Annotated in this window: 25 protein-coding genes; 12 read left to right on the forward strand and 13 right to left on the reverse strand. The window is 63.8% G+C overall.

Annotation, left to right across the window (positions count from 1 at the left end):
* Position 1 precedes the first annotated feature (1 nt).
* Positions 2-397: a cell division protein ZapA gene (locus ACFTOW_RS18735; protein ID WP_379918602.1), complete on the reverse strand. Its 396-nt coding sequence runs from the start codon at positions 395-397 to the stop codon at positions 2-4.
* Entirely contained in the window at positions 390-890 is a 501-nt protein-coding gene (locus ACFTOW_RS18740) for a hypothetical protein (protein WP_379918604.1), read from the reverse strand. Before ACFTOW_RS18740 ends, ACFTOW_RS18735 begins: the two co-directional genes overlap by 8 nt.
* Before the next feature lie 233 nt (positions 891-1,123).
* Between ACFTOW_RS18740 and tkt the strand changes: the two genes are divergently transcribed.
* Positions 1,124-3,142, forward strand: a complete 2,019-nt coding sequence (gene tkt / locus ACFTOW_RS18745; protein WP_379918607.1) for a transketolase — start codon at positions 1,124-1,126, stop codon at positions 3,140-3,142.
* Positions 3,143-3,217: 75 nt separating this feature from the next.
* On the opposite strand, the gene ACFTOW_RS18750 is transcribed toward tkt, so the two are convergent.
* Both ACFTOW_RS18750 and ACFTOW_RS18755 read right to left on the reverse strand, forming a co-directional pair.
* Positions 3,218-3,484 carry an N-(5'-phosphoribosyl)anthranilate isomerase gene (locus ACFTOW_RS18750; protein ID WP_379918609.1) on the reverse strand — a complete coding sequence of 89 codons (267 nt, stop codon included), beginning with the start codon at positions 3,482-3,484 and terminating at the stop codon, positions 3,218-3,220.
* A gap of 35 nt (positions 3,485-3,519) precedes the next feature.
* Complete coding sequence (locus tag ACFTOW_RS18755) at positions 3,520-4,491, reverse strand: DUF808 domain-containing protein (protein ID WP_379918611.1); 972 nt, start codon at positions 4,489-4,491, stop codon at positions 3,520-3,522.
* A 202-nt stretch (positions 4,492-4,693) separates the two neighbouring features.
* Here ACFTOW_RS18755 and gap point away from each other — a divergent pair, with 202 nt between their 5' ends.
* The 3 genes from gap (at position 4,694) to ACFTOW_RS18770 (ending at position 6,914) form a co-directional block, all read left to right on the forward strand.
* The gene (gene gap, locus ACFTOW_RS18760; RefSeq protein ID WP_379918613.1) at positions 4,694-5,695 is read left to right on the forward strand and encodes a type I glyceraldehyde-3-phosphate dehydrogenase; all 1,002 of its coding nucleotides are present in this window, start codon (positions 4,694-4,696) and stop codon (positions 5,693-5,695) included.
* A 61-nt stretch (positions 5,696-5,756) separates the two neighbouring features.
* Positions 5,757-5,900 carry a hypothetical protein gene (locus ACFTOW_RS18765; protein WP_379918615.1) on the forward strand — a complete coding sequence of 48 codons (144 nt, stop codon included), beginning with the start codon at positions 5,757-5,759 and terminating at the stop codon, positions 5,898-5,900.
* Positions 5,901-5,972: 72 nt separating this feature from the next.
* Positions 5,973-6,914 carry an alpha/beta fold hydrolase gene (locus ACFTOW_RS18770; protein WP_379918617.1) on the forward strand — a complete coding sequence of 314 codons (942 nt, stop codon included), beginning with the start codon at positions 5,973-5,975 and terminating at the stop codon, positions 6,912-6,914.
* A gap of 6 nt (positions 6,915-6,920) precedes the next feature.
* On the opposite strand, the gene coaD is transcribed toward ACFTOW_RS18770, so the two are convergent.
* From coaD to ACFTOW_RS18785, 3 genes are all read right to left on the reverse strand, one after another.
* A complete protein-coding gene (coaD, locus tag ACFTOW_RS18775) occupies positions 6,921-7,418 on the reverse strand; it encodes a pantetheine-phosphate adenylyltransferase (protein ID WP_379918620.1) in 498 nt (165 codons plus the stop codon).
* Positions 7,419-7,515: 97 nt separating this feature from the next.
* Entirely contained in the window at positions 7,516-7,950 is a 435-nt protein-coding gene (locus ACFTOW_RS18780) for a CBS domain-containing protein (protein ID WP_379918622.1), read from the reverse strand.
* Between the two features lie 82 nt (positions 7,951-8,032).
* Positions 8,033-8,923, reverse strand: coding sequence for a LysR family transcriptional regulator (locus ACFTOW_RS18785; RefSeq protein WP_379918717.1), 891 nt, complete (start codon positions 8,921-8,923; stop codon positions 8,033-8,035).
* 133 nt (positions 8,924-9,056) lie between these two features.
* On the opposite strand from ACFTOW_RS18785, the gene ACFTOW_RS18790 reads away from it, so the two are divergent.
* The 3 genes from ACFTOW_RS18790 (at position 9,057) to ACFTOW_RS18800 (ending at position 11,579) form a co-directional block, all read left to right on the forward strand.
* A complete protein-coding gene (locus tag ACFTOW_RS18790; protein ID WP_379918624.1) occupies positions 9,057-10,556 on the forward strand; it encodes a CoA-acylating methylmalonate-semialdehyde dehydrogenase in 1,500 nt (499 codons plus the stop codon).
* Between the two features lie 80 nt (positions 10,557-10,636).
* Entirely contained in the window at positions 10,637-11,134 is a 498-nt protein-coding gene (locus tag ACFTOW_RS18795) for a hypothetical protein (RefSeq protein ID WP_379918626.1), read from the forward strand.
* Between the two features lie 25 nt (positions 11,135-11,159).
* Positions 11,160-11,579 carry a hypothetical protein gene (locus ACFTOW_RS18800; protein WP_379918628.1) on the forward strand — a complete coding sequence of 140 codons (420 nt, stop codon included), beginning with the start codon at positions 11,160-11,162 and terminating at the stop codon, positions 11,577-11,579.
* Here the strand turns inward: ACFTOW_RS18800 and ACFTOW_RS18805 are convergent.
* Complete coding sequence (locus ACFTOW_RS18805; RefSeq protein ID WP_379918630.1) at positions 11,572-12,444, reverse strand: hypothetical protein; 873 nt, start codon at positions 12,442-12,444, stop codon at positions 11,572-11,574. The two genes, ACFTOW_RS18800 and ACFTOW_RS18805, sit on opposite strands and share 8 nt — an antisense overlap.
* 152 nt (positions 12,445-12,596) lie before the next feature.
* On the opposite strand from ACFTOW_RS18805, the gene ACFTOW_RS18810 reads away from it, so the two are divergent.
* The 5 genes from ACFTOW_RS18810 to ACFTOW_RS18830 all read left to right on the forward strand — a co-directional run bounded on the left by ACFTOW_RS18810 (position 12,597) and on the right by ACFTOW_RS18830 (position 17,208).
* Positions 12,597-13,730: a carboxylate-amine ligase gene (locus ACFTOW_RS18810; protein WP_379918633.1), complete on the forward strand. Its 1,134-nt coding sequence runs from the start codon at positions 12,597-12,599 to the stop codon at positions 13,728-13,730.
* An 81-nt stretch (positions 13,731-13,811) separates the two neighbouring features.
* Complete coding sequence (locus ACFTOW_RS18815) at positions 13,812-14,957, forward strand: acyl-CoA dehydrogenase family protein (RefSeq protein WP_379918635.1); 1,146 nt, start codon at positions 13,812-13,814, stop codon at positions 14,955-14,957.
* A 22-nt stretch (positions 14,958-14,979) separates the two neighbouring features.
* A complete protein-coding gene (locus tag ACFTOW_RS18820) occupies positions 14,980-16,026 on the forward strand; it encodes an enoyl-CoA hydratase/isomerase family protein (RefSeq protein WP_379918637.1) in 1,047 nt (348 codons plus the stop codon).
* Positions 16,023-16,895 (forward strand): 3-hydroxyisobutyrate dehydrogenase, encoded by an 873-nt coding sequence (mmsB, locus tag ACFTOW_RS18825; protein ID WP_379918639.1) that lies wholly within the window; start codon positions 16,023-16,025, stop codon positions 16,893-16,895. Before ACFTOW_RS18820 ends, mmsB begins: the two co-directional genes overlap by 4 nt.
* Positions 16,896-17,013: 118 nt before the next feature.
* Positions 17,014-17,208 carry a YgaP family membrane protein gene (locus ACFTOW_RS18830; RefSeq protein ID WP_379918642.1) on the forward strand — a complete coding sequence of 65 codons (195 nt, stop codon included), beginning with the start codon at positions 17,014-17,016 and terminating at the stop codon, positions 17,206-17,208.
* Positions 17,209-17,545: 337 nt separating this feature from the next.
* On the opposite strand, the gene uvrA is transcribed toward ACFTOW_RS18830, so the two are convergent.
* The 5 genes from uvrA to queA form a co-directional block, all read right to left on the reverse strand.
* The gene (gene uvrA / locus ACFTOW_RS18835) at positions 17,546-20,425 is read right to left on the reverse strand and encodes an excinuclease ABC subunit UvrA (RefSeq protein WP_379918644.1); all 2,880 of its coding nucleotides are present in this window, start codon (positions 20,423-20,425) and stop codon (positions 17,546-17,548) included.
* Positions 20,426-20,561: 136 nt separating this feature from the next.
* Positions 20,562-21,956 carry a dihydrolipoyl dehydrogenase gene (lpdA, locus tag ACFTOW_RS18840; protein WP_379918647.1) on the reverse strand — a complete coding sequence of 465 codons (1,395 nt, stop codon included), beginning with the start codon at positions 21,954-21,956 and terminating at the stop codon, positions 20,562-20,564.
* Positions 21,957-22,095: 139 nt separating this feature from the next.
* Complete coding sequence (locus ACFTOW_RS18845) at positions 22,096-22,674, reverse strand: DUF924 family protein (protein WP_379918648.1); 579 nt, start codon at positions 22,672-22,674, stop codon at positions 22,096-22,098.
* Positions 22,675-22,775: 101 nt separating this feature from the next.
* Positions 22,776-24,038, reverse strand: a complete 1,263-nt coding sequence (locus ACFTOW_RS18850; protein WP_379918650.1) for an MFS transporter — start codon at positions 24,036-24,038, stop codon at positions 22,776-22,778.
* Between the two features lie 112 nt (positions 24,039-24,150).
* The gene (gene queA / locus ACFTOW_RS18855; protein ID WP_379918652.1) at positions 24,151-25,215 is read right to left on the reverse strand and encodes a tRNA preQ1(34) S-adenosylmethionine ribosyltransferase-isomerase QueA; all 1,065 of its coding nucleotides are present in this window, start codon (positions 25,213-25,215) and stop codon (positions 24,151-24,153) included.
* Positions 25,216-25,217: the final 2 nt, after the last annotated feature.

A 25,217-nucleotide genomic window follows, 5' to 3' on the forward strand; every position in this document is an offset into this window, starting at 1 on the left:
TCTAGCCCCCCGCGCGATCGTCCAGCGTATCGGCCAGCGATTCCGCCCGCGCGGCCAGTTCGGCCAGGGTTTCGGTGATCTGCGGCGGGATGACCGGCACCTCGATCCGCTCGGGCGCGGGCTTGGGCGCGCTTTGCAGCCGGGCCAGATCGGCCTGCAATTCTGCCAGTTGGCCCTGCGCCTCGCGCAGCTTGTCCTCGACCCCGGCCGTCTTGTCGGCCAGCATCAGCCCGGCCATCAGCAGCATCCGCGCCTCGGGCAGACGCCCGATCTGCTGGGTCAGCACGCTGGCCTCGGTGTCCAGCATGGCGGCGGCGGAATGCAGGTAATGCTCTTCGCCCTCCTGGCACGAGACCTCGAACGTGCGGCCACCGATCTTGATTTCGACCTCAGGCATTCGGTTGCTCCTCTTCATCAGGGGTGTCGGCCACCAAGGGCGCCATCACGGCCAGAATAGCGTCGGCCTCGGCCACATCGGTGGAGCGGGCAGCGCGCAGCGCCTCAAGCTCGGCCAGCATCGCCTTGTTGATCAGATGCGGCTCGGCCAGGCCGGCGGCATTGGCCTCGCGCAGCTTGGCCACACTGTCGCGCAACTGGTCCGACGCCCGGCGCATCCGCTGCAGTTCGCCATCCAGCGTGGCCATGGCGCTGCGGGTCTGGTCCAGTTCGGCGGTCAGAGTTGCCGTCGCCTGCTCTTCGCGGGCGTGCAGCTTCTTGATGCGTTCTTCCAACTGCGCGGTGACCAGCCTTTCATCCTCCAGCGCCTGGCGCAGCTGCGCCAGTTCCTCGGGGTCTGCCCCTGTCGCCGGAGCCTCCAGCGTGTCGATGCCGCGCGCAATGCGGTCCATCGCGGCGGTCAGTCGCCGTTCCAGTTCGGTGATATCGCTCATGCCTCTGCCCTCACCCAATAGTCGTGGCGCGCGCCTGTTTTGGGTCGATCCGCACCAATCTGCCGTGCCGCGGGTCGACGAATCGCCCCAGCGGCCCTTTTGCAAGACAGTTTAGCCAATGCGAAACCAAATTGCGCCCCCTTTAACCCCAACCACTTAGCCGCCATGCTTGATCTTGGGGGCGGGGCTGGTAAGAGCGACATAATCATGCCCCGAGCCAAAGGAAGCCCCAAGTGGATATCCAAGCCCTGCGTTCCGCCAATCCCGACCACTGGATGCGCGCCACAGCCATTCGCGCGTTGACGCTGGATGCGGTCCATGCCGCCAATTCCGGCCATTCCGGCATGCCGATGGGCATGGCCGATGTGGCGACAGTGCTGTTTGAAAAACACCTGAAATTCGACGCCTCCGCCCCCCATTGGCCTGATCGCGACCGGTTCATCCTGTCGGCAGGTCACGGCTCGATGCTGATCTATTCGCTGCTTTACCTGACCGGCTATGAACAGGTCACGTTGGAAGAGCTGCGCAATTTCCGCCAGTGGGGCGCGCGCACCGCAGGGCATCCTGAAAACTTCCTGCTGGACGCGGTGGAAACCACCACCGGACCGCTGGGTCAGGGCATCGCCAATTCGGTGGGCTTTGCCATGGCCGAGGAAATCCAGCGCGCCGAGTTCGGCCGCAAGCTGGTGGATCACTATACTTATGTGATCGCGGGCGACGGCTGTCTGATGGAGGGCGTCAGCCAGGAGGCAATCACCCTGGCCGGCCGCCACAAGCTGGGCCACCTGATCGTTATCTGGGATAACAACAACATCACCATCGACGGCGAGGTGTCGCTGGCCGACAGCACCGATCAGGTGGCGCGCTTCAAATCCGCGGGCTGGCATGTGCAGGAAATCGATGGCCACGACCCCGAGGCGATCGACGCCGCGCTGGCGGCGGCCAAGAAATCCGGCAAACCGTCGATGATCGCCGCCAAGACCCATATCGCTCTGGGCCACGCGGCGCAGGACACCTCGAAGGGGCATGGCGCTTTGACCGACGCCGATCAGCTTGCCGCCGCGAAATCCGCCTATGGCTGGTCCGGCGGTCCGTTCGAGGTGCCGCAAGAGATCAAGGCACAGTGGGAAGAGATTGGCCGCCGGGGTGCCGCAGATCGCGAGGCGTGGCAGCAGCGTCTGGCCACCCTGCCCGAACGCCGCCGGACCGAGTTCGAGCGCCGCTATGCGATGGATGCGCCCAAAAAACTGGGGGCCGTGATCCGCGCGCTGAAGAAACAGGTCAGCGAAAGCGCGCCCAAGGTGGCCACCCGCAAATCCAGCGAAATGGTGCTCGAGGTGGTGAACCCGGTGATGCGCGAAACCGTGGGCGGCTCGGCCGACCTGTCGGGATCGAACAACACCAGAACCGCCGACATGGGCGTGTTCGATGTGGACAACCGCAAGGGGCGGTACATCCATTGGGGCATCCGCGAACATGGCATGGCCGCCGCGATGAACGGCATGGCGCTGCATGGCGGCATCCGCCCCTATGGCGGCACCTTCATGGCCTTTACCGACTACGCCCGGCCCGCGATGCGGCTGGCGGCGCTTATGAAGGTGCCGACCGTTTTCGTGATGACCCATGACAGCATCGGGCTGGGCGAGGATGGCCCGACCCACCAGCCGGTCGAGCATCTGGCGATTTCGCGCGCCACGCCGAATACGTACGTGTTTCGACCCTGCGACACCGTGGAAACCGCCGAGGCGTGGGAAATCGCGCTGAGCAGCAAGACTGCCCCCTCGGTCCTGTCGCTGACCCGGCAGAACCTGCCGACCCTGCGCCACGAGCACAAGGTCAAGAACCTGGTCGCGCAGGGCGCCTATGTGCTGGCCGATGCGCAGGCCAAACGACAGGCCATCCTGATCGCCACAGGCTCCGAGGTCGAGATCGCCATGGCCGCGCGCGACGCGCTGGAAGCCGACGGGATCGGCACGCGTGTGGTGTCGATGCCCTGCATGGAACTGTTTGCCGCACAGGACGAGGCCTATCGCAAACGCGTACTGCCCGCAGGCCCGGTGCGTGTGGGGGTCGAGGCCGCCGTGCGCCAGGGCTGGGACCGCTGGCTGCTGGGCGAGCGGGGCCGCGAAAGCAAGGCCGCGTTCGTCGGCATGGACAGCTTTGGCGCCTCGGCCCCGGCCGAGGTGCTGTACGAGAAATTCGGCATCACCGCGGATGCGGTGGTGGCCGAGGTCAAGCGCCTGTTGGCATAGGGTTTTTCTGGCCTTTGGCACCCCAGCCCGAGTTTTTCAAAAAACTCGGGCAAAACCCATTTTGCATGGGTTTTGTCACAAGATCACGCGGACCGGTTCGTTGTTGCAGAAGATGACGAACTGGCCCGCGTTTTCCACCATGTGAAACCCGCGTCTCTGCACCTCGGCCTCGAATGCGGCGCGCCCGACGATGCGGTCCACATCGCGCACGGCGCGTCGGATCACCCCGCCCCGGTTGACCGCCTGCGCCGAGAACACGCCACGCAGCCAGCGCCGCGCCTCTTCATCGACGCAAGGCGCGGAACGGGGCAGGATCGGATGTATCGGCAATGTGTCACGCATGACCCAAACCTGCCCGATCCGCGGTTAAACGTCGGTTAATGTTCAGCGGCTTTCTTGCCGGACACCGCAGCGATCAAAGGCCCGATCACCCATGTGCCGACAGGGATCAGCAGCAGCCCCCAGACCAGCCCCAGCACACCGTCGATCAGTGCCGTGATCGCCCATGCAACAAGGCCCGAGGCACCCTGCACCGCGCCCGCGACCATCGCAGCCAGCGCCTTGATGCCCTCATATGGCTGCGCCATCCCCAGATCATTCAAACCGTGCACGATGATCGACCCGCCGACCCAGAGCATCGCCGCCGTGCCCACCACCGACAGCAGTTTCAGAAACAGCGGCATGAACCGCACCAGCCCCCGGCCAAATCCGCGCCCGACACCGCTGTAGGCGTTCTTTGCCAGATACAGCCCCACATCGTCCATCTTCACGATCAGGGCGACCGATCCGTATACCGCCACGGTCACCATGATGCCCACGACCGCCAGCGTGGCCCCCTGCATCCAGATGTTCGGGGCCTCGATCGCGGCCAGCGCAATGGTCATGATCTCCGCCGACAGGATGAAATCGGTCTTGATCGCCCCCTTGACCTTGGCCTCTTCCAGACGGCCCGGGTCCTTGACCGCCATATCCGCCTTTACATGCTTGTCCGCGTCGGGAAACAGCACGTGAAACACCTTTTCCGCGCCTTCGAAACACAGGTACGACCCGCCCAGCATCAGCAAGGGCGTGATCGCCCAGGGCGCGAAACTGGCCATCAACAGGGCCAGCGGCAGCAAGATCACCAGCTTGTTGAAGAACGACCCGCGCGCGATGCGCCAGATGATCGGCAATTCGCGCGCGGGTTTGAACCCCTGAACGTATTTCGGCGTCACGGCGGCATCGTCGATGATCACGCCGGCGGTCTTGCCCCCGGCCTTGGCCGCGGCAGCGGCGACATCGTCCACGCTGGTCGCAGCCACCTTGGCGATGGCTGCAACATCATCCAGCAATGCCAAAAGACCGCTCATTCCCGTCACCCTGCCCTTGTCCCCATTCGCGGCCACCCTATCGGACAGGCCACGATGGGCAAGCTGACATGGGTTACCGTGTTAGCGCAAAACCGCCTGCGGTTGCGCTAACAGCCCGGAAAATCACCGATTTTGACCTTTCAGGCCTGCCAACCCCGCTTTATACCCGCGCGAAACCCACCGCGCGCAGGAGACCACGGACATGACCATCACGCTTGGCATCAACGGATTTGGACGGATCGGGCGCTGCACCCTGATGCACATCGCCGAGGCCGCCCGCAGCGATGTGCGCGTCGTCAAGGTCAATGCCACCGGCCCGCTGGAAACTGCCGCCCATCTTGTCCGCTACGACAGCGTGCACGGCCGCTTTGCCGGGAATGTCACGATCGGCGAGGGCACGATGGACCTGGGGCAAGGCCCGATGGAGATGTTCTCGACCTATGACATGGACGAACTGGACTGGTCGGGCGTTGATGTGGTGCTGGAATGCACCGGCAATTTCAACGACGGCGACAAGTGTCGGAAACACCTGGAGCGCGGGGCCAAGACCGTGCTGATCTCGGCCCCGGCCAGGAACGTGCAAAAGACCGTGGTGATGGGCGTCAATGACGACCAGCTGGCCAAGGGCGACGTGATGATCTCGAACGGATCGTGCACCACCAACTGCCTGGCCCCGCTGGCCAAGGTGCTGGATGCGGCCATCGGCATCGACAGCGGCATCATGACCACGATCCACAGCTATACCGGCGATCAGCCCACGCTGGACCGCCGCCACAAGGATCTGTACCGCGCGCGGGCGGCGGCGGTCAGCATGATCCCCACTTCCACCGGCGCGGCCAAGGCCCTGGGTGAGGTTCTGCCGCAGCTCAAGGGCAAGCTTGACGGCTCGGCCATCCGGGTGCCCACGCCCAATGTCTCGGCGGTGGACCTGACCTTCGTGGCCAAGCGCGACGTGACCGTGGACGATGTGAACGAGGTGGTGGCCGCAGCCGCCCAAGGCCCGATGAAGGGCATTCTGGCCTATGATCCCGCGCCCAAGGTCTCGATCGATTTCAACCACACCGAGGAAAGCTCGATCTTTGCGCCCGACCAGACCAAGGTGATCGGCAAGCGGCTGGTGCGGGTGCTGGCATGGTATGACAACGAATGGGGGTTTTCGTGCCGCATGGCCGATGTGGCCGCCGCGATGGGGCGCCTGCTCTAGCCTTGCGCGATGCGGGCGGGCCGGGCATACCTGCACCCCATGATACTTGCAGGCGCGTGACATGACGAACCAGATTGCCATCGGCCTCGGGCTGGTGATCCTGGCCGCCATCGGCTGGGACCAATACGCCCATGACGGGGCCTACCTGCTGTTTCTGGCCAAGAAGGGTTTTGACCTGATCGAATGGATGGCCTTTTGGCGATGACGTGACGGCCCGCTGGCCAAGCGCCGCCCGCTGCCCTTATGCTGATCCGGTCTGGCAACGGGGGACGACACGATGATGGTGCTTTTGGGGCTGATACTGGCGCTGGTGGCGCTGACGGTCGCGGGTCTGGTCTGGGTCACCTACACGACCAAGCGCAAGGTCGAGGCCGCCGTGCCCCCACGCGGACACTTCACCGATATCTCCACCGGACGGCTGCACTACATCGACCGGGGCACCGGCCCCGTGGTGCTGATGGTCCACGGGCTGGGCGCACAGGCATGCAATTACGACTATGCGCTGATCGACCTGCTGGCCGATCGCTATCGCTGCATCGCCATCGACCGGCCCGGCATGGGCTGGTCAGACCGGCCCGACGATGCGCCGGCCAGCCCGCGCGCGCAGGCCGGATACGTGGCCGAGGTGATCGACAAGCTGGCGCTGGAAAAGCCGCTGGTGGTGGGCCACAGCCTGGGCGGCGCGATCGGCGTCTGCCTTGCGCTGGACAACCCCGAAAAGATCCGCGGCCTTGCCCTGCTGGCCCCGCTGACGCGCGGCGGCGACGCGCCCTCGCCCGCCTTTGCCAGCCTCGGGATCAAGTCCGACCTGCTGCGCCGGATCATCGCCTGGACGCTGGCGACCCCCATGGGGATGCGCAACACCGCGCAGGTTCTGGACATGGTGTTCGGCCCCGATCCGGTGCCGCCCGACTATGGCACCAAGGGCGGCGGGCTGCTGGGGCTGCGGCCAAAGACGTTCTTTACCACCAGCCGCGACTACATCGCCTCGCTGGCGGACATCAAGTTCATGCGCGCCGGATATGCCGAAATGCCGGTGCCCATGGCGCTGCTCTATGGCACGCAGGATCGCATCCTGTCGGTCGACACGCAGGCCCGCAGGCTGGTGGCCGATCACCCGCAGATCACATTGCAGGAAACACCGGGCGGGCACATGCTGCCGCTGACCCACCCACAGGTCTGCGCCGATTTCATCAGCCGCAGCGATCCCGGCCTCTAGCCAACCTCAGATCTTGTCGAGCTTGGCCAGCAGCCGCTGCTTGACCTGCGCGGGCACGAATTTCGTGATGTCGCCGTCCAGCCGGCAGATTTCCTTGACCAGCTTCGATGCGATCGCCTGATGGCGGGCGTCGGCCATCAGGAACACCGTCTCGACCGAGGAATCAAGCGCGCGGTTCATGCCCACCATCTGGAATTCATACTCGAAATCCGCCACCGCGCGCAGGCCGCGCACGATCACCCGCGCGCCCACGTCATGGGCGCAATGGATCAGCAGGTTCTCGAACGGATGGGCCACGATCTCGGTGCCGGTCTCTTCGCTCAGCTTGGCGCATTCGGCCTCGATCATCTCGACCCGTTCTTCCAGGCAGAACAACGGCCCCTTGTCGCGGTTGATCGCCACGCCGATCACCAGCCGGTCCACCATGGTCGTCGCGCGACGGATGATGTCGATATGCCCCAGGGTGATCGGATCGAACGTGCCCGGGTAAAGACCGATGCGCATGGCTGTCCCTCGCTTTGCAGCTTGTTGTTGAGCGCACGCAATTATATTGCGCCGCCGAATGCAACCCGATTTTGACCAATCGCGCGCAAACCGGGGCTCAGTGGCCCATGATCATGCCTTCCAGCGCGTTGCGCTCCATCGCCAGTTCTTCCAGCCGGGCCTTGACCACGTCGCCGATGGTCACGATGCCCACCAGCGCGCCGTTTTCCGTCACCGGCATGTGGCGGAACCGGCCATCGGTCATGCGCTGCAACACCTGGTCGGCGCTGTCATCGCGCCCGCAGCAGGTGGGGTTGGGGGTCATCATCTGATCCACGGTTTCGGTCAGGCAGTCCGCCCCGCGCAAGGCAAGGTTGCGCACGATGTCGCGTTCCGACAGGATTCCCGCCACCGCCTCACCGTCAGAGGACACGACCAGCCCGCCGATGCGACGATCGGCCAGAAGTTGCGCCGCCTCGGACACCAGCGTATCGGGTTTGATCGTGATCACCCCGGTACTGCCCTTCGAACTCAGGATCTGATGGACCAGCATGCGCGTTCCTCCCGTTTGCGTGGCTGTGGCACCCAGCGTTGCGCGGCGGCGACGGTCTGTCAAGCGCGGGGCGGACGCCGGGTCAGCTTTGCGCCTCAAGCCGGGCAACCTCGGCCCGCAGCCCGTCGCACAGCGCGGCGGCAAAACGGTTTAGCCGGTCAAGACGGCGGTCATCCGCATGGCGGATCAGGTAGAAACTGCGTGTCAGGCTGATCAGTTGCGGCAGCACCTTCTGGATGCCATGCCCGGACGGGATGGCGAAATCATGCACCACGCCGATGCCGCCCGCCTTGCGCAGCCAGTTGAACTGCACCGAGACCGAGTTCGACGCCATCGCCACCCGCTGCACACCGATTTCTGTCAGGTAATCCAGCTCCTTGTCGAAAATCATGTCAGGGATGTAGCCGATCACCCGATGGCGCTGCAGATCCTCCAGCCGCTGGATCGGCGGGTGGTTCTTCAGATAGGCGCGGGACGCGGCCAGATGCAGGCGGTAGTCGGTGATCTTCTGCACCAGCAGGCGGCCGGTGGCGGGCGGGCTGACGCCGATGGCCATATCCGCCTCGCGCCGCGACAGGTTGACGACACGCGGCAGCGCCACGATCTGCACCTCAAGCTCGGGGTTGGCGTCCATGATCTGCGTGCATACCTGCGGCAGCAGGTAATTGGCACAGCCATCGGGCGCGCCGATCCTGATCTGTCCCGACAATGTCCCCGGCTGGCCCTGCAATTCCTCCAGCGCGGCGGTCATCGCCTGCTCGGCGCGTTCGGCATGGATCAGCAGCCGCTGGCCCGCATCCGTCATGGCATAGCCCTGCGGGCTTTTGCCGAACAGCGCCGCGCCCAGCCGTTCCTCCAGCCGCGCGATGCGGCGGCCCACCGTGGCCGGATCGACGCGCAGCACCTTGCCCGCGCCCGACAGGCTTTCGCTGCGCGCCACGGCCAGGAAGATGCGCAGATTGTCCCATTGTATGTCACCGCGTATGTCACCGCCGCTCATGCGCCCTGCCCCCCTGCAAATTCGCAATGCCTTTTTGGAATCTTGCCTCTACCCAAGGGATTTTTGCAAGCCTATCCTGCACGCGACAGATCCAGAGGAGGACTCCATGCAGGAATTGACCCATTACATCGGCGGCGCGCATGTCAAAGGCACGTCAGGCCGGTTTGCCGATGTCTTCAACCCCGCCACCGGCGAAGTGCAGGCGAAATGCCCGCTCGCCAATGCGGACGAGATGGCGCATGCCGTTGACGTCGCCGCCAAGGCCCAGCCCGCCTGGGGCGCGGTGAACCCGCAGCGCCGCGCGCGGGTGATGATGGAATTCGTGCGCCTGCTGAACCGCGACATGGACAAGCTGGCCGAGGCGCTGAGCCGCGAACACGGCAAGACCATCCCCGACGCCAAGGGCGATGTGCAGCGCGGGCTGGAAGTTGTGGAATACTGCATCGGCGCGCCGCAACTGCTGAAAGGCGAGTTCACCGACAGCGCGGGCCCCGGCATCGACATGTATTCCATGCGCCAGCCGCTGGGCGTCACCGCCGGGATCACCCCGTTCAACTTTCCCGCCATGATCCCGATGTGGATGTTCGCCCCGGCCATTGCCTGCGGCAACGCCTTCATCCTCAAACCGTCCGAGCGTGACCCCTCGGTGCCGTTGATGCTGGCCGAACTGATGGAAGAGGCAGGCGCACCCAAGGGCATCCTGCAGGTCGTCAACGGCGACAAGGAAGCGGTGGATGCCATTCTGGATCATCCGGTGATTCAGTCCATCGGCTTTGTCGGCTCGACCCCGATTGCCGAATACATCTATGGCCGTGGCTGTTCGAACGGCAAGCGCGTGCAGTGCTTTGGCGGTGCCAAGAACCACATGATCATCATGCCCGATGCCGACATGGATCAGGCTGCCGATGCACTGGTCGGCGCCGGCTACGGTGCCGCAGGCGAACGCTGCATGGCGATTTCGGTGGCCGTACCCGTGGGCGATGAAACCGCCGACCGGCTGATCGAAAAGCTTGTCCCGCGCATCGAGGCGCTCAAGGTCGGGCCTTACACGGCGGGCAACGATGTCGATTACGGCCCCGTGGTGACGGCCGCGGCCAAGGAAAAAATCCTCGGGCTGGTGCAATCCGGCGTCGATCAGGGCGCGGAGCTAGTCGTCGATGGCCGCAACTTCAATCTGCAAGGCTACGAGGACGGCTTTTTCGTCGGCCCGCATCTGTTCGACCGCGTGACCCCCGACATGGACATCTACCAGCAGGAAATCTTTGGCCCCGTGCTGTCCTGCGTCCGTGCCGCCAGCTATGAAGAGGCGCTGACACTTGCCATGGATCACGAGATGGGCAACGGCACGGCGATCTTCACCCGCGACGGCGACGCCGCACGCGATTTCGCCAACCGCATCAACGTGGGCATGATCGGGGTCAACGTGCCGATCCCCGTGCCGCTGGCCTATCACACCTTCGGCGGCTGGAAGAAATCGGCCTTTGGTGACCTCAACCAGCACGGGCCGGATGCGTTCAAGTTCTACACCCGTACCAAGACCGTCACCGCCCGCTGGCCCAGCGGCATCAAGGAAGGTGGCGAGTTCAACTTCCGCGCGATGGACTGATGCGAATTTAAATGCTAGGTTGGACCAATGCAGGCGCATTGGCCCTGCCTTTTGTGTGTAGTCCTCGGGTGGCATAATCTGTGATCGAAGTCTTTCTGCGACCGGATCTGAAACTTGGACTGCTGCGGTTTTCCGGCAATGTCTCGGTTCCCGAAATCCGGGATGTCATCACGGCCACCATGATCAACACCGACGATCCGCCCTTCGGGTTCACGGCCATCGTCGACACCAGAGACACCATCAGCTACGAGGCCAGCTTTGCCTGCGTCCTGAGCCTTGCAGAGTTCCTGCGCGCGATCTTCGCGCCCGGGGGCTATCATCTGGACATTGTCATGCTGACCGACACGCATTGGAAATTCGGCATGGCGCATATGTTTGCCATGGCCGCCAGTTCGGTCGGCGGGATCGACGTGCGCCTGTTCCGCACCGAAGAGGCGATCATGGCGGTCTGCGGCGCGAAAGGTGATACATTTCAGGGTCTTTTCAGGCCCGAACAACTATACTACCGTTGTTCCTTGTGCGGCAACCCGGCAGCAAATGCCCCCGGCCAAGGCGGGCAAGCGTCCAGCCGCCGCTGAGGTTTGGGCACCGTTGAGGACGGTCATGACGATTGATATACGGGTGTTTCCCGAAAAGGGTCTGGTCTATGTGTGCTACTCGGGCGTGGCGCGTCTGGATGAAACCATGCAGGCCTTTTCCGGCTTCATGGCAGATCCGCGCGCAATCCACATCCACCGCCACCTGGTCGACATGCAGGACCTGCGCGGCGCGGCGTTCGACTTTCCCGCGCTGATGCGGATACAGGCCAAGAAGGCCGAGCATTTTCTGCGCGGCGATACCGACACGCTGATCGCCTACTACGCGCCCTCGCGCGACGCGCTGAAGCTGGCCACCATGGCACAGCGCAGTTGGGAGGGGGCACCGGGGCTGGTGTCGCGCACGTTCGATGACGAGGCCGCGACCATGGCCTTTCTCGGGCTGCCTCTCAAAACGCTGTCCGACATGCGCAACCTGGTCAGGTAACCCGCTCCTCGACCGGACCGATCCGCATCGCCTCGGCTATCATCGCGGCCACGGGCCGTTGCAGGTTGGCATCGGCCCAATAGGCATTGTGCGACAACGGGTTCCACGCGGTCAGCGCGCCGCCCACGCTGATCCAGGTATCGCGCAGCTCGCCCGCGTCATGCAGCGCCTGATATCCCTTCCCCGAGTGCCGCAGCGGCATGCCCAGCGGATCGTCGCGGTCGTTATAGTTGCGCCACCACGGGGTCAGGTGCCGGTCAGGCGGGATCAGGTTGCCGGGGCGGCGGATCGCCTCGACATCCTCATGGGCATAGGCAAAGGTAAAGATCGGCACGTTGCAGCCAAAGGTGACAAGGCCCGCCATCGTCTCGAGCCGCTGAAAGGGCGTGGGCGCGGTGGCGTGCCCTTTCTGCATGTCCCAGATGTAATTCGACAGGATATGCCCGCCCAGCGAATGGGCCAGCACGATCAGCGGCGCGCGCGGCCCGGTCACGGTTTCCAGATGCGCCAGCGCGGCGGCCACCCGGCCATGGATGTCGCGATAGACATGGGCGCTTTCGCCTTTTTCCCAACGATACGCCGCCGCATCCGCCAGCCGGTGCATGACGAAATCGCGGGTCTGCATCCACCGCGCCTTGCCGGCCAGCGCGTCATCCATGTATTGCTGCTGGCGCGATTGCAGGACGTCGGCCCAGAAGATCTCGCGCCAGCCCACCAGCCGGTCGAACCGCTCCGCGCCCATCCGGGCACGCAGGCCACGGTACAGATCGGCGGAAAAACTGATGGCATTGGGGTCTTGCGGCTTGTCGCCCTGGCTGCCCATGCCATGGATGACGGCCACGGCAACGCGGTAGTCCTCGGTCATGTAACCACTCCTTGAAAATATGATCGTGCAATAGGCGCAGCAAACCATGCCACCCCGGTCTCGCGCAACCCTGCCTTGCAACACGGGGAGCTATTGTTTTTGCCGGTGAACCCTGCTGAACTGTCACAGGTGGCCAGAACGGAGGACGGCAGATGCCCATCGCGCAGCCCGATTTCACCATCGGCGTGGAAGAGGAATACCTGCTGGTCGACCGCGACAGCCTGGCCCTGTCGCCCGCCCCGCCTGAATTGATGGAGCGGTGTGCGTCCGCCCTCGAAGGGCAGTTCAGCCCCGAGTTTCTGGATTGCCAGGTCGAGATCGGCACCCGTGTCTGCACCAATATCGGCGCCGCGCGATCCGAATTGCAGCGCCTGCGCAGCACCGTGGCGCGCGTCGCCGCCGATTATAACCTGGCCCCCATCGCGGCCTCTTGCCACCCGTTTGCCGACTGGCGCCAGCAGCATCACACCGACAAGGACCGCTACAATACCCTGCGGCAGGATCTGGCGGGCGTGGTGCGGCGGGCGCTGATCTGCGGGATGCATGTGCATGTGGGCATCGACGCCCGCGATCAGCGCATCGACCTGATGAATCAGCTGGTCTATTTCCTGCCGCATCTTCTGGCGCTGTCGTGTTCGTCACCCTTCTGGCAGGGCGAGGATACCGGCCTGTCCTCCTACCGGCTGACCGTGTTCGACAACTTGCCGCGCACCGGCCTGCCACCACGTCTGGAAGGCTGGGGCAGTTTCGAACGCTCGGTCAGCGCGCTGACCGAACTGGATGTGATCGAGGATTCCAGCAAGATCTGGTGGGATCTGCGCCCCTCGTCCCGCTTTCCCACGATCGAGGCGCGGATCTGTGACGTCTCGCCCCGGCTGGAAACCACGCTGACGCTGGCCGCGCTGATCCAGTCGCTGACCCGGATGCTGTGGCGGCTCAGCCTGTCGAACCAGCGATGGCGGATCTATGACACCTTTCTGGTCAATGAAAACCGCTGGCGCGCGCAGCGCTATGGCATGACCGAAGGGCTGATCGATTTCGGCGCGCGTGAAATCGTGCCCTATGACGTGTTGTCGCAGGAATTGATCGCGCTGGTGGCCGAGGATGCACAGGCGCTGGATTGCTGGGCCGAGGTCGAGAACATGCGCGCAATCGTGGCCGCGGGCAACTCCGCCAGCCAGCAGCGCGCCACCTATGCCGCCGCACGCGAACTGGGCCGCGATCACGACGGGGCCATGCGTGCCGTCGTGGCCCATCTGATAGACGAGTTCCACGCCGACTTGTAACCGCTTTGACGCCCTGTAAAACTGCTGTAAGGATTGCGAATTAAACAGCCGTTCAATTCGACGGCTGCCGGGAGGACACAGATGGATTACGCGCTGAGCGAGGAACAATCGGCCATTTTCGACATGGCCCACGGGTTCGGGCAGGATCATATCGCGCCCCACGCGCAGGACTGGGAAAAGCTGGGCACGATTCCCAAGGAGCTGTGGCCCAAGGTGGCCGAGCTGGGCCTTGGCGGCATCTATGTTTCGGACGCGTGGGGCGGATCGGGCCTGTCGCGGCTGGATGCCACCCTGGTGTTCGAGGCGCTGGCAATGGCCTGCCCCTCGGTGGGGTCGTTCCTGTCGATCCACAACATGTGCGGCGGCATGATCGACAAGTTCGGCAGCCCCGAGACCAAGGAAAAATGGCTGCCCGACCTGTGCAGCATGAAAAAGGTGTTCAGCTATTGCCTGACCGAACCGGGCAGCGGATCGGACGCATCCGCCCTGCGCACCCGCGCGGACAAGACCAACGAAGGCTACAAACTGAACGGCACCAAGGCGTTCATCTCGGGCGGCGGCTATTCCGATGCCTATATCACCATGGTGCGCACCGGCGCGGATGGCCCCAAGGGGATTTCCGCCGTGGTGGTCGAAAGCGGATCAGACGGGCTGTCCTATGGCGGGCTCGAGGACAAGATGGGCTGGCGCAGCCAACCGACTGCGCAGGTGCAGTTCGATGATTGCATGGTCCCGCTCGACAACCTGATCGGCGACGAGGGGCGCGGCTTTGCCTATGCCATGGCGGGCCTTGATGGCGGGCGTCTGAACATCGCCGCCAGCGCGCTGGGGGCCGCCCAACAGGCGCTCAACCTCACGCTGGCCTACATGGGCGAACGCAAGGCCTTTGGCCAGACCATCGACCAGTTCCAGGCGCTGCAATTCCGTCTGGCCGAGATGGAGGTCAAGCTGCAATCCGCCCGCACCTTCCTGCGTCAGGCCGCATGGAAGCTGGACAACGGCGCGCCCGACGCCACCAAGTTCTGCGCCATGGCGAAACTGCTTGTCACAGACAACGCCTTTGACGTGGCCAACCAGTGTCTGCAACTGCACGGCGGCTACGGCTATCTGGCCGACTACGGGGTCGAAAAGATCGTCCGTGACCTGCGCGTGCACCAGATCCTGGAAGGCACCAACGAAATCATGCGCCTGATCATCAGCCGCCAGATGCTGGCGGACAGGGGGTGATCGCCCGCCGACCGGGGGAAAAATGACCGATATCGACATCCGAATCCAGGGCCGCGCCGGCCGGATCACCCTGAACCGGCCGCAAGCGCTGAATGCGCTGACCTATGACATGGCCATGGCGATCCACGCCGCGCTGGACGACTGGCGCGCGGACGATGCCGTGCACCTGCTGGTGATCGACGCGGCGGGCGACAAGGCGTTCTGCGCGGGCGGCGACATCGCCGACCTGTACCGCACCGGCACGGCGGGCGATTACGACTTCGGCCGCCAGTTCTGGGCCGATGAATACCGCATGAACGCCGCGCTGTTCGAATTCCCGAAACCCGTGATCAGCCTGATGCAGGGATTTACCATGGGCGGCGGCGTCGGCGTGGGCTGTCACGGCAGCCACCGCATAGTGGGCGACAGCAGCAAGATCGCCATGCCCGAATGCGGCATCGGCCTTGTGCCCGACGTGGGCGGCTCGCTGATCCTGGCGCGCGCGCCGGGGCGGCTGGGCGAATACCTTGGGACGACGGCGGCGCGCATGGGCGCGTGCGACGCGATCCTTGCGGGCTTTGCCGATTACTACCTGCCCGAAGGCGACTGGCCCGATCTGATCGCCCGGCTTTGCGACACCGGCGATGCGGCACAGGTCGGGGCAGCCGCCCGGACCCCGCCCGACAGCCCGCTTGCCGCGCACCTGCCGCTGATCAACGACCATTTTGCGGGTGACACGCTGACCGATATCCTGACCGCGCTGCGCGCCGAGGACAGCGAATTCACCGCCGCCGCCCTGAAATCCATGTCACGCAACGCGCCCCTGTCGATGGCCTGCGCGGTCGAGATGGTCCACCGCCTGCGCGACACCGGCGGCATCCGCGACGCGCTGGATCTGGAATACCGCTTTACCTACCGCGCGATGGAACACGCCGATTTCCTTGAAGGTATCCGCGCCGCGATCATCGACAAGGATCGCAAGCCGCAGTGGCGGCACGCGCTCGACAGCGATCTGGCCCCCGATGTGACACGGATGCTGGAACCGCTGTTCGAACACGCCCTGATTTTCGACAAAGGAGACACCCAATGAAGATCGCATTCATCGGCCTTGGCAACATGGGCGCGCCCATGGCGGCCAATCTTGTCGCCGCCGGGCATGATGTCACCGGCTTTGACGTCGCGGGCGTCACCGTCGATGGCGTGGCGCAGGCCGGCAGCGGCCCCGAGGCCGCAAGCGGGGCCGAGGTCGTCATCACCATGCTGCCCAACGGCGCAATCCTGCGCCGCGTCGCGGATGAGCTGATCCCGGCCATGGCCCCCGGTGCCACGCTGGTAGATTGCTCGACCGTCGATGTCGACAGCGCCCGCGCCGTGGCCGATCAGGCGCAAGCGGCGGGTCTTGGCTTTGTCGATGCCCCCGTTTCGGGCGGCGTGGGCGGGGCCACGGCGGGCACGCTGACCTTCATGTGCGGCGGCAGCGCCGATGCCTTTGCCACCGCCCAACCGCTGTTCGACATCATGGGTCAGAAGGCCGTGCATTGCGGCGAGGCCGGCGCCGGTCAAGCCGCCAAGATCTGCAACAACATGATCCTCGGCGTCACCATGATCGCCACCTGCGAGGCGTTCGCGCTGGCCGACAAGCTGGGGCTGGACCGACAAAAGATGTTCGACGTGGTCAGCACCTCCTCGGGCTACAGCTGGACGATGAACGCCTATTGCCCTGCCCCCGGCGTCGGCCCGAAATCACCGGCGGACAACGATTACAAACCCGGCTTCGCCGCCGAGCTGATGCTCAAGGATCTGGGCCTGTCCCAGCAGGCCGCCGAAGCCGTCGATGCCGACACGCCCATGGGGGCTGCGGCACTGGCGCTCTACCGGCGGTTCGTCGAGGACGAGGATGGCAAGGGCCGCGATTTCAGCGCGATGCTGCCCCGGTTCGAAACCCGCAGCCGCGGCTGATCGCTGCGACAAATGCGCTTTTGGCCGGTGACCGGCAACCACGGGCCAGAGAATACCAGACAAAGCCATCTTCAAGTGTTAGAATATGTCAAAAGCCAACACTGACAAAGGACATGTCATGACCAAGAACATCGGCAATTTCGAACGCATCCTGCGCATCGTCGTGGGCCTGGCCCTGATCGCGATGTTTTTCCTGAACGACAGCGCCTATAGCTGGTTGTACCTGCTGGGGATCATCCCGCTGGCCACCGGCGTGATCGGCTGGTGCCCGCCCTACCAGTGGCTGGGCATCAACACCTGCAAGACCAAGTAAGACCTGGGCGTTGCGCCCGCCGTGAGTCGGGGCGCAGTCAGGGATGGCCTCAGAAAAGGTGGGACCACCGCGCATTGCGCGGCTTGTCCTTGATTGCGGGGCGACACACATAACACTCGATCAGGCGCGTTCAGGGCAAACCTGCCCCTGAACCGCCTCCCGGCAGAGTACCCCAAACCGCTCGGTCCAGCGCAGCGCCGGTTTGGCACGTCGCCTCTAAGCCATCTGAATAAGGGCGCGCGGAAGCGCACAACTGGGTCGCGCCTGGCACCGGGGCGCGATACGGATGATCTGTGCATGACATGTGCATGCCCTGTGCACCGCCGGAATCGCGGGCCTATTCTGCCGCCACCTTGCGTGGTTTCAGCATGGGTTTCAGGTAAAGCCCTGTGTGGCTGCGCGGCTCTTCGGCCACCTGCTCGGGCGTTCCGACAGCCACGATTTCGCCGCCACCATCCCCGCCTTCGGGGCCGATATCGATCAGCCAGTCGGCGGTCTTGATCACGTCCAGATTGTGCTCGATCACCACCACCGTATTGCCTGCCTCGACCAATTCATGCAGCACTTCCAACAGCTTGCGCACGTCCTCGAAATGCAGCCCCGTGGTTGGCTCGTCCAGGATATACAGCGTGCGCCCGGTGGATCGCTTGGCCAGTTCCTTTGACAGCTTCACGCGCTGCGCCTCGCCGCCCGACAGGGTGGTGGCCTGCTGACCCACCTTGATATAGCCAAGCCCCACGCGCATCAGCGCATCCATCTTTTCGCGAATGCTGGGCACGGCCTTGAAAAACGTCTGCGCCTCTTCAACCGTCATATCAAGAACGTCCGCTATACTCATGCCCTTGAAGCGAATTTCCAAAGTTTCACGGTTATAGCGCGCACCCTTGCAGGTCTCGCATTCGACATAGACATCGGGCAGGAAATGCATCTCGATCTTGATCAGACCGTCGCCCTGACACGCCTCGCAGCGCCCGCCCTTGACGTTGAAACTGAACCGTCCGGGCTTGTAGCCACGCGCCTTGGCCTCGGGCAGACCGGCGAACCAGTCGCGGATCGGTGTGAAGGCCCCAGTGTAAGTCGCTGGATTCGAACGCGGAGTCCGTCCGATGGGTCGCTGGTCGATGTCTATCACCTTGTCCAGATGCTCCAGCCCCTTGATGGTTTCGCAGGGTGCAGGCGTCTGGCGTGCCCCGTTCAGGCGCATGCTGGCGGTCTTGAACAGCGTCTCGATGGTCAGGGTGGATTTGCCACCACCCGAAACCCCCGTCACACAGACGAACTTTCCCAGCGGAAACTCGGCCGTCACATTGCGCAGGTTGTTGCCCGTTGCCTTGACCACGGTCAGCTTTTTCTTGTTTCCTTTCCGACGCTTGTCAGGCACAGCTATGGCGCGCGCGCCTGACAGGTACTGCCCCGTCAGGCTGGCGGGATCGGCGGCCACCTGATCCGGTGTGCCCTGGCTGACCACCTGCCCGCCATGCACCCCGGCGCCGGGGCCGATGTCGAACACGTAATCCGCCTCGCGGATCGCTTCTTCGTCATGCTCGACCACCAGAACCGTGTTGCCCTGATCGCGCAGGTTCTTCAGCGTGTCCAGCAGCCGCGAATTGTCGCGCTGGTGCAGCCCGATGCTGGGCTCGTCCAGCACATACAGAACGCCGGTCAGGCCGCTGCCGATCTGGCTGGCCAGCCGGATACGCTGGCTTTCACCCCCCGACAGGGTGCCCGCATTCCGGCTAAGTGTCAGATATTCAAGGCCAACATTGTTCAGAAAGCCCACACGCTCGCGGATTTCCTTCAGGATCGCGCGGGCGATCTCGTTCTTTTGCTTGCCCAGGCTCTCGGGGACGGTGGCACACCAGTCATAGGCTTCGCGGATGCTCATCTGCACCACCTGCCCCACATGCAGGCCCGCGATGCGCACCGCCAAAGCCTCGGGGCGCAGGCGATAGCCGCCGCAGGCCCCACAGGGGCGGTTGTTCTGGTAGCGTTCGAATTCCTCGCGCACCCAGCTGCTGTCGGTCTCGCGATAGCGGCGCTGCATGTTGGGTATCACGCCTTCGAACACGCGCGATACCTGATAGACCCGCCCGCCCTCGTCGTAGCGGAACTTGATTTCCTCTTCGCCCGACCCGAACAGGAAAACCTGCTGCACATGCTCGGAAAGATCTTTCCAGCGGGCGTTCTTGTCGAACTCGTAATGCTTGGCGATCGCTTCGATCGTTTGCAGGAAATAGGGGCTTTTACCCTTGCGCCACGGGGCCAGCGCGCCATCGCTGATCTTCAGCGTGGCATCGGGCACCACCAGCCGTTCGTCGAAAAACAGCTCCATCCCCAGACCGTCGCATTCGGGGCAGGCCCCGAAGGGCGCGTTGAAGGAAAACAGCCGAGGCTCGATTTCGGGAATGGTGAAGCCACTGACAGGGCAGGCAAAATTCTCGCTGAAGGTCAGGCGCTCGGGCTCGGGCGCGTCCTCGGCCCCTTCAGCCGCGCGCGGCACGGTCTCCAGAATTGCAATGCCATCCGCCAGGTCCAGCGCGGTGCGGAAACTGTCGGCCATACGGGTTTCCAGCCCTGATTTCACCACCAGACGGTCCACCACGACATCGATGTCGTGGCGGAATTTCTTGTCCAGCGTGGGCGGTTCATCCAACTCGTAGAACTGGCCATCGACCTTGACCCGCTGAAAGCCGGATTTACGCAACTCCAGAAATTCCTTGCGATACTCGCCCTTGCGGTCACGCACGATGGGGGCCAACAGATAGGCGCGCGTGCCTTCCTCCAAGGCCATGACGCGGTCGACCATGTCCTGCACCTGCTGCGCCTCGATCGGCAGGCCGGTGGCGGGGGAATAGGGCGTGCCGACACGGGCGAACAACAGCCGCAGATAGTCGTAGATCTCGGTCACCGTGCCGACGGTCGAGCGGGGGTTCTTGCTGGTGGTCTTTTGCTCGATCGAGATCGCGGGCGACAGGCCGCTGATATGATCGACGTCAGGTTTCTCCATCATATCAAGGAATTGCCGGGCATAGGCCGACAGGCTTTCGACATAGCGCCGCTGCCCTTCGGCATAGATCGTGTCAAAGGCCAGACTGGATTTGCCCGACCCTGACAGGCCGGTGATCACCACCAGTTGATCGCGCGGAATGTCCACGTCGATGTTTTTCAGGTTGTGTTCACGCGCGCCGCGCACTTCGATTTTCTTCAGATCGGCCATGACCACCCCCGTTAAGCAACTCTTAACACATAGGCGCGCGTGGCTGAGTCTCCAATCGAAAAGTCAGAACATAGGCGGAACATTTCTGCGACCCGCCATTCGTCAGGCATGGCAGGCGCGCAGATGGGCCAATGCCTTAGAAATGCACCGCGCGGTCCCAGGCATCCAGCACGGATTCATGCATCATTTCCGACAGCGTCGGATGCGGGAATACGGCATGCATCAGGTCTTCTTCGGTGGTCTCCAACTGGCGGCCCACAACATAACCTTGGATCAGTTCGGTCACCTCGGCTCCGATCATGTGCGCGCCCAGCAGCTCGCCGGTTTTCGCGTCGAACACGGTTTTGACCATGCCCTCGGATTCACCGAGGGCAATGGCCTTGCCGTTGCCGATAAAGGGAAAGCGACCGACCTTGATGTCATGCCCGGCCTCTTTCGCCTGCGCCTCGGTCATCCCGACCGAGGCAACCTGCGGATGGCTGTAGGTGCAGCCCGGGATACTGTCGGGCTTGACCGGATGCACGTCTTTGCCCGCGATCATCTCGGCCACCATCACGCCCTCGTGGCTGGCCTTGTGCGCAAGCCAGGGCGCGCCTGCGATGTCACCGATGGCATAGATGCCTTCGACCCCGGTGCGGCAGTGCTCGTCCGTCACCACATGGGTGCGGTCGATCTTGATGCCCAGATCCTCAAGCCCCAGGCCTTCGGTATTGCCGACGATGCCGACGGCGGAAATCACGGTGTCAAACTCCAGCTTCTCGACCTTGCCGCCCTGTTCGATATGGGCGGTGACCTTGTCCTTGGCGCGGTCCAGCTGCTTGACCGTTGCCTTTGCGCGGATCGTCATGCCCTGCTTTTCAAACTGTTTTTGCGCAAAGGCGCTGATCTCGGCATCCTCGACCGGAAGGATGCGGTCCATCACCTCGACCACGGTGGTTTCGGCCCCCAAGGTGTTGAAAAAGCTGGCGAACTCGATGCCGATAGCGCCCGACCCGATGACCAGCAGCTTTTTCGGCATATGTCCGGGTTCCAACGCATGCCGGTAGGACCAGACCCGGTCGCCGTCGGCCTGAAGCCCCGGCAGGTTGCGCGCCCGCGCGCCCGTCGCGATGATTATATGCGGGGCTTTCAGATCCTCGGTGCCCTTGTCGGTCTTGACGCTGACCTTGCCCTTGGCGGGGATGGTCGCGTCCCCCATGATCACGGTGATCTTGTTCTTTTTCAGCAGGTGGCCCACCCCGCCCGAAAGCTGCCTGGCCACCCCGCGCGAGCGTTTCACCACCGCATCCAGATCATATCCGATGCCATCGGCCTTCAGGCCGAATTCCGCTGCGCGGTGCATCAGGTGAAACACCTCGGCGCTGCGCAGCATGGCCTTGGTCGGGATGCAGCCCCAGTTCAGACAGATACCGCCCAGGTTCTCGCGTTCGACCACGGCCACCTTGAGGCCCAGTTGCGCGGCACGGATCGCGGCCACATACCCGCCGGGGCCGGCCCCGATCACGACGATATCGAACGATTTGTCAGCCATGGGCCCCTCCGATTCCAGAATTAGTTGAGCATTAAACTATTTTGGATGATCTGACAACGCAGTTGGACACGCGCAAAGGCCCGCCCCGCATCAACGCGGCGAGCCTGAGACGACAGCTTCAAGCACTTCCAACCTTGGCCTAGGCCATCTCTTCCATCTGACGCAGGGTGTGGCCGTAGCCACCGGCCGCCAGATAGGCCTTTTCAGGCGGGGTCGTGGGCCGCGACAGGGCCTCACTGCGATAGGGGAAGCGCCCGAACTGGCGGATCACCTCGCGATGGGCGCGGGCGTGAAACAGGTTTGACTCGCCGGTTTCGGGCATCCGTTCCTTCATCAGCCGCACGCAGCGTTCCTGGTCACACAGGTTCTCGGAATGCATCAGCGGCAGGTAGAAGAACTGCCGCGCGGGTTCGTCGATGCGCATGTCCCACTTGCGGTCCACAGCCATTTTCGACGCAGCCAGCGCCACGCCGTCGGTGGCAAAGCTGCGCGGGTCATTGCGGAACATGTTGCGTGGAAACTGATCCAGCAGGATGATATAGGCCAGCGAACCGCTGGAATGGGTCAGCCACAGCGCATAGGCACCATCGGCGGCATTTTCCCAGGCAGACTGGAACCTGTCCTTGATCTTGCGATCCAGCTCTTCACCGCCGGAATACCAGCCGTCGGGGCCAACCTCGTCCAGCCAGAATTCCAGTACAGTGTCCACAGTAACCATCAGAGCCTCCGCCGCCTCCATGTGCCATCCTCGTTACCGAAGTGTTACACAGGGCAAGCAAGAAATTAACAGTAAAAAAATACTTCAATCACGACACCATGTTACTGGTTTGGGCTGTTTTCCGCCTCTTCCGCGCGTTCTGCGCTGACTTCCTGCGCGGCTTCGACCGCGACGATCGAGGACGAGAAGGCAACCGGCATGTAGGCGCCGGTTTCACTGACTGCGGGTGCCGCGCGTTTCGTCATGCGATATGCGGCATACAGGGTCAGCGCCAACAGCAGCGCCGCGATGATGGTGAAATAGCCATAAGGGCCCATCACGCTCATCAGCCAACCTGTGACAACCGGGCCTGCAATCGCCCCCAAGCCGTTGACAAAGATCAGCCCGCCCGAGGCGGCTGCCATATCCTCGACCTGCAGGAAATCGTTGGTATAGGCCAGCAGCAGCGAGTACAGCGGGTTGGACATGCCGCCGATCAGAAAGGCCCCGATCAACAGCACGGTAAAGTTTGTGCCACCGAAAAACGCCAGCAGCGCGCCGGCCCCACCGATGGCGGACGCGGCACAGATCAGCACACGGCGATCCATCCGGTCCGACAGCCAGCCCAGAGGATACTGCACAATCGTGGCCCCGATATAGAAGGTCGCCACGAAGATCGAGATCTGCGCCACGCTCAGCCCTGCTTCGGCCCCGAAGACGGCGGCCATGCCGAACTGCGCGGAAAACACACTGCCCAGCAGCAGCATCCCCATGAAACCCAGAGGCGAGATTCGAAACAGCTGTTTCAGGGTCATCGGCTTGGTCGATTCAAACGCCGGCGTGGGCGAGATCGACAGCAGAATCGGCGCGAACGAGATGGACACCAGCACCGACGGAATGATGAACAGCAAGAAGCCGCTGGCATCGGGGATGTTCAGCATGCCCTGCGCGGCCACGATGCCGATCATCTGCACCATCATGTACAGCGAAAGCGCCTGCCCGCGCTGGTCATTGGCGACGGAATTGTTCAGCCAGCTTTCGGCGGTGACATAGACGCCCGAGAAACAGAACCCGATCACGATACGGCCTGCGATCCACATATAGGGATTCTGAAACGCGGGATAGAGGATGAACACCGCCGAAATCAGGCTGGCCAGCGCCGCAAAGACGCGCACATGCCCGACCCGCCGGATCAGTTCGGGTGTCATGCGTGACCCGCCCAGAAAGCCCACGAAATAGGCCGACATGACCAGTGACAGCTCGAACGTGCTGAACCCTGCGCCCTGCCCGCGCACACCCAGCAGCGAGCCCTGCAGGCCGTTGCCCAGCATAAGCAGGCCCATGCCCAGAAGCAGCGGCCATGTATTGCGCAGAACCTTGAACATGACACACTCCTATGCCGCCGAGCGCAGGTGTACCCGCTTTGGCCGCTTGCGGACAGGCCCGTTTGCGACTCGTTTGACCTCGAGGATGGCCTGTCACACCTGACCTGTGCGTTCAACCCTGACGCGGCGCAGGGATCAGAAGCGACGCATCGCCATAGCTGAAGAACCGATAATCAGACTGCACCGCGTGGTCATAGATGCGGCGGATAGGCTCCTGCCCCATCAGCGCCGAGACCAGCATCATCAGGGTGGATTTCGGCAGATGGAAATTGGTCATCAGCGCATCGGTGACCCGGAACGCAAAACCGGGATAGATGAAGATGTCGGTATCCCCGGCCCATGCGTGGATCTGCCCGGTGTCGCGCGCGGCGGTTTCGATCAGCCGCAGCGCCGTCGTGCCTACCGGGATCACCCGGCCCCCTGCCGCCTTGGTCGCGGCGATCTCGGCGGCGGCCTGCGTGCTGACCTCGCCCCATTCGGCGTGCATCCTGTGGCTGCTCACATCCTCGACCTTGACCGGCAGAAAGGTGCCCGCGCCCACATGCAGGGTGACATGGGTGAACTGCACACCGCGCGCAGCCAGCGCCGCCAGCAGGGCATCGTCGAAATGCAGCGATGCGGTGGGGGCCGCCACGGCCCCGGATCGCGCGGCCCAGACGGTCTGGTAATCGTGCTTGTCCTGATCGTCTGCCGGGCGCTTGGCGGCAATGTAGGGCGGCAGCGGCATCGCGCCTGCCTGCGCCAGCGCGGCATCGAAATCATCCGCCGTCAGGTTGAACCGCACGGTGGCCTGCCCGTCCTCGCGCGCCACCAGCACCGCGGACAGATCGTCGGAAAACACGATCTCTTCGCCCGTGGCCACCTTGCGCAGGGGTTTGAGCAGCGCCGCCCATGTGCCATCCGCGCGCGGCTCCAGCAGCGTGACCTCGATCCTGGCGGTCACCCGGCCCTGCGCGCTGTCGCGGTGGCGTTGTCCGGTCAGCCGGGCGGGGATCACGCGGGTGTCGTTCAGCACCAGCCGGTCACCGGGGCGCAGGATATCGGGCAGATCAAACACGTGCCGGTCGTCAATCGCATCGCCCTGCGCCAGCAGCAGCCTGGCCGACGAACGCGGCCGCGCGGGCCGGGTGGCGATCAGCCGCTCGGGCAGGTCGAAATCGAAATCGCTCAGTTTCATGT

The sequence above is a fragment of the Lacimonas salitolerans genome, assembly GCF_042677865.1.
Taxonomy (GTDB): Bacteria; Pseudomonadota; Alphaproteobacteria; order Rhodobacterales; family Rhodobacteraceae; genus Lutimaribacter; species Lutimaribacter salitolerans.

Coding starts and splice junctions, on each gene's coding strand:
- ACFTOW_RS18735 (WP_379918602.1), bottom strand. CDS start 397: ATGCCTGAGGTCGAAATCAAGATCGGTGGCCGCACGTTCGAGGTCTCG.
- ACFTOW_RS18740 (WP_379918604.1), bottom strand. CDS start 890: ATGAGCGATATCACCGAACTGGAACGGCGACTGACCGCCGCGATGGAC.
- ACFTOW_RS18750 (WP_379918609.1), bottom strand. CDS start 3,484: ATGCGTGACACATTGCCGATACATCCGATCCTGCCCCGTTCCGCGCCT.
- ACFTOW_RS18755 (WP_379918611.1), bottom strand. CDS start 4,491: ATGAGCGGTCTTTTGGCATTGCTGGATGATGTTGCAGCCATCGCCAAG.
- gap (WP_379918613.1), top strand. CDS start 4,694: ATGACCATCACGCTTGGCATCAACGGATTTGGACGGATCGGGCGCTGC.
- ACFTOW_RS18765 (WP_379918615.1), top strand. CDS start 5,757: ATGACGAACCAGATTGCCATCGGCCTCGGGCTGGTGATCCTGGCCGCC.
- ACFTOW_RS18770 (WP_379918617.1), top strand. CDS start 5,973: ATGATGGTGCTTTTGGGGCTGATACTGGCGCTGGTGGCGCTGACGGTC.
- coaD (WP_379918620.1), bottom strand. CDS start 7,418: ATGCGCATCGGTCTTTACCCGGGCACGTTCGATCCGATCACCCTGGGG.
- ACFTOW_RS18780 (WP_379918622.1), bottom strand. CDS start 7,950: ATGCTGGTCCATCAGATCCTGAGTTCGAAGGGCAGTACCGGGGTGATC.
- ACFTOW_RS18790 (WP_379918624.1), top strand. CDS start 9,057: ATGCAGGAATTGACCCATTACATCGGCGGCGCGCATGTCAAAGGCACG.
- ACFTOW_RS18800 (WP_379918628.1), top strand. CDS start 11,160: ATGACGATTGATATACGGGTGTTTCCCGAAAAGGGTCTGGTCTATGTG.
- ACFTOW_RS18805 (WP_379918630.1), bottom strand. CDS start 12,444: ATGACCGAGGACTACCGCGTTGCCGTGGCCGTCATCCATGGCATGGGC.
- ACFTOW_RS18810 (WP_379918633.1), top strand. CDS start 12,597: ATGCCCATCGCGCAGCCCGATTTCACCATCGGCGTGGAAGAGGAATAC.
- ACFTOW_RS18815 (WP_379918635.1), top strand. CDS start 13,812: ATGGATTACGCGCTGAGCGAGGAACAATCGGCCATTTTCGACATGGCC.
- ACFTOW_RS18820 (WP_379918637.1), top strand. CDS start 14,980: ATGACCGATATCGACATCCGAATCCAGGGCCGCGCCGGCCGGATCACC.
- mmsB (WP_379918639.1), top strand. CDS start 16,023: ATGAAGATCGCATTCATCGGCCTTGGCAACATGGGCGCGCCCATGGCG.
- ACFTOW_RS18830 (WP_379918642.1), top strand. CDS start 17,014: ATGACCAAGAACATCGGCAATTTCGAACGCATCCTGCGCATCGTCGTG.
- uvrA (WP_379918644.1), bottom strand. CDS start 20,425: ATGGCCGATCTGAAGAAAATCGAAGTGCGCGGCGCGCGTGAACACAAC.
- lpdA (WP_379918647.1), bottom strand. CDS start 21,956: ATGGCTGACAAATCGTTCGATATCGTCGTGATCGGGGCCGGCCCCGGC.
- ACFTOW_RS18845 (WP_379918648.1), bottom strand. CDS start 22,674: ATGGTTACTGTGGACACTGTACTGGAATTCTGGCTGGACGAGGTTGGC.
- ACFTOW_RS18850 (WP_379918650.1), bottom strand. CDS start 24,038: ATGTTCAAGGTTCTGCGCAATACATGGCCGCTGCTTCTGGGCATGGGC.
- queA (WP_379918652.1), bottom strand. CDS start 25,215: ATGAAACTGAGCGATTTCGATTTCGACCTGCCCGAGCGGCTGATCGCC.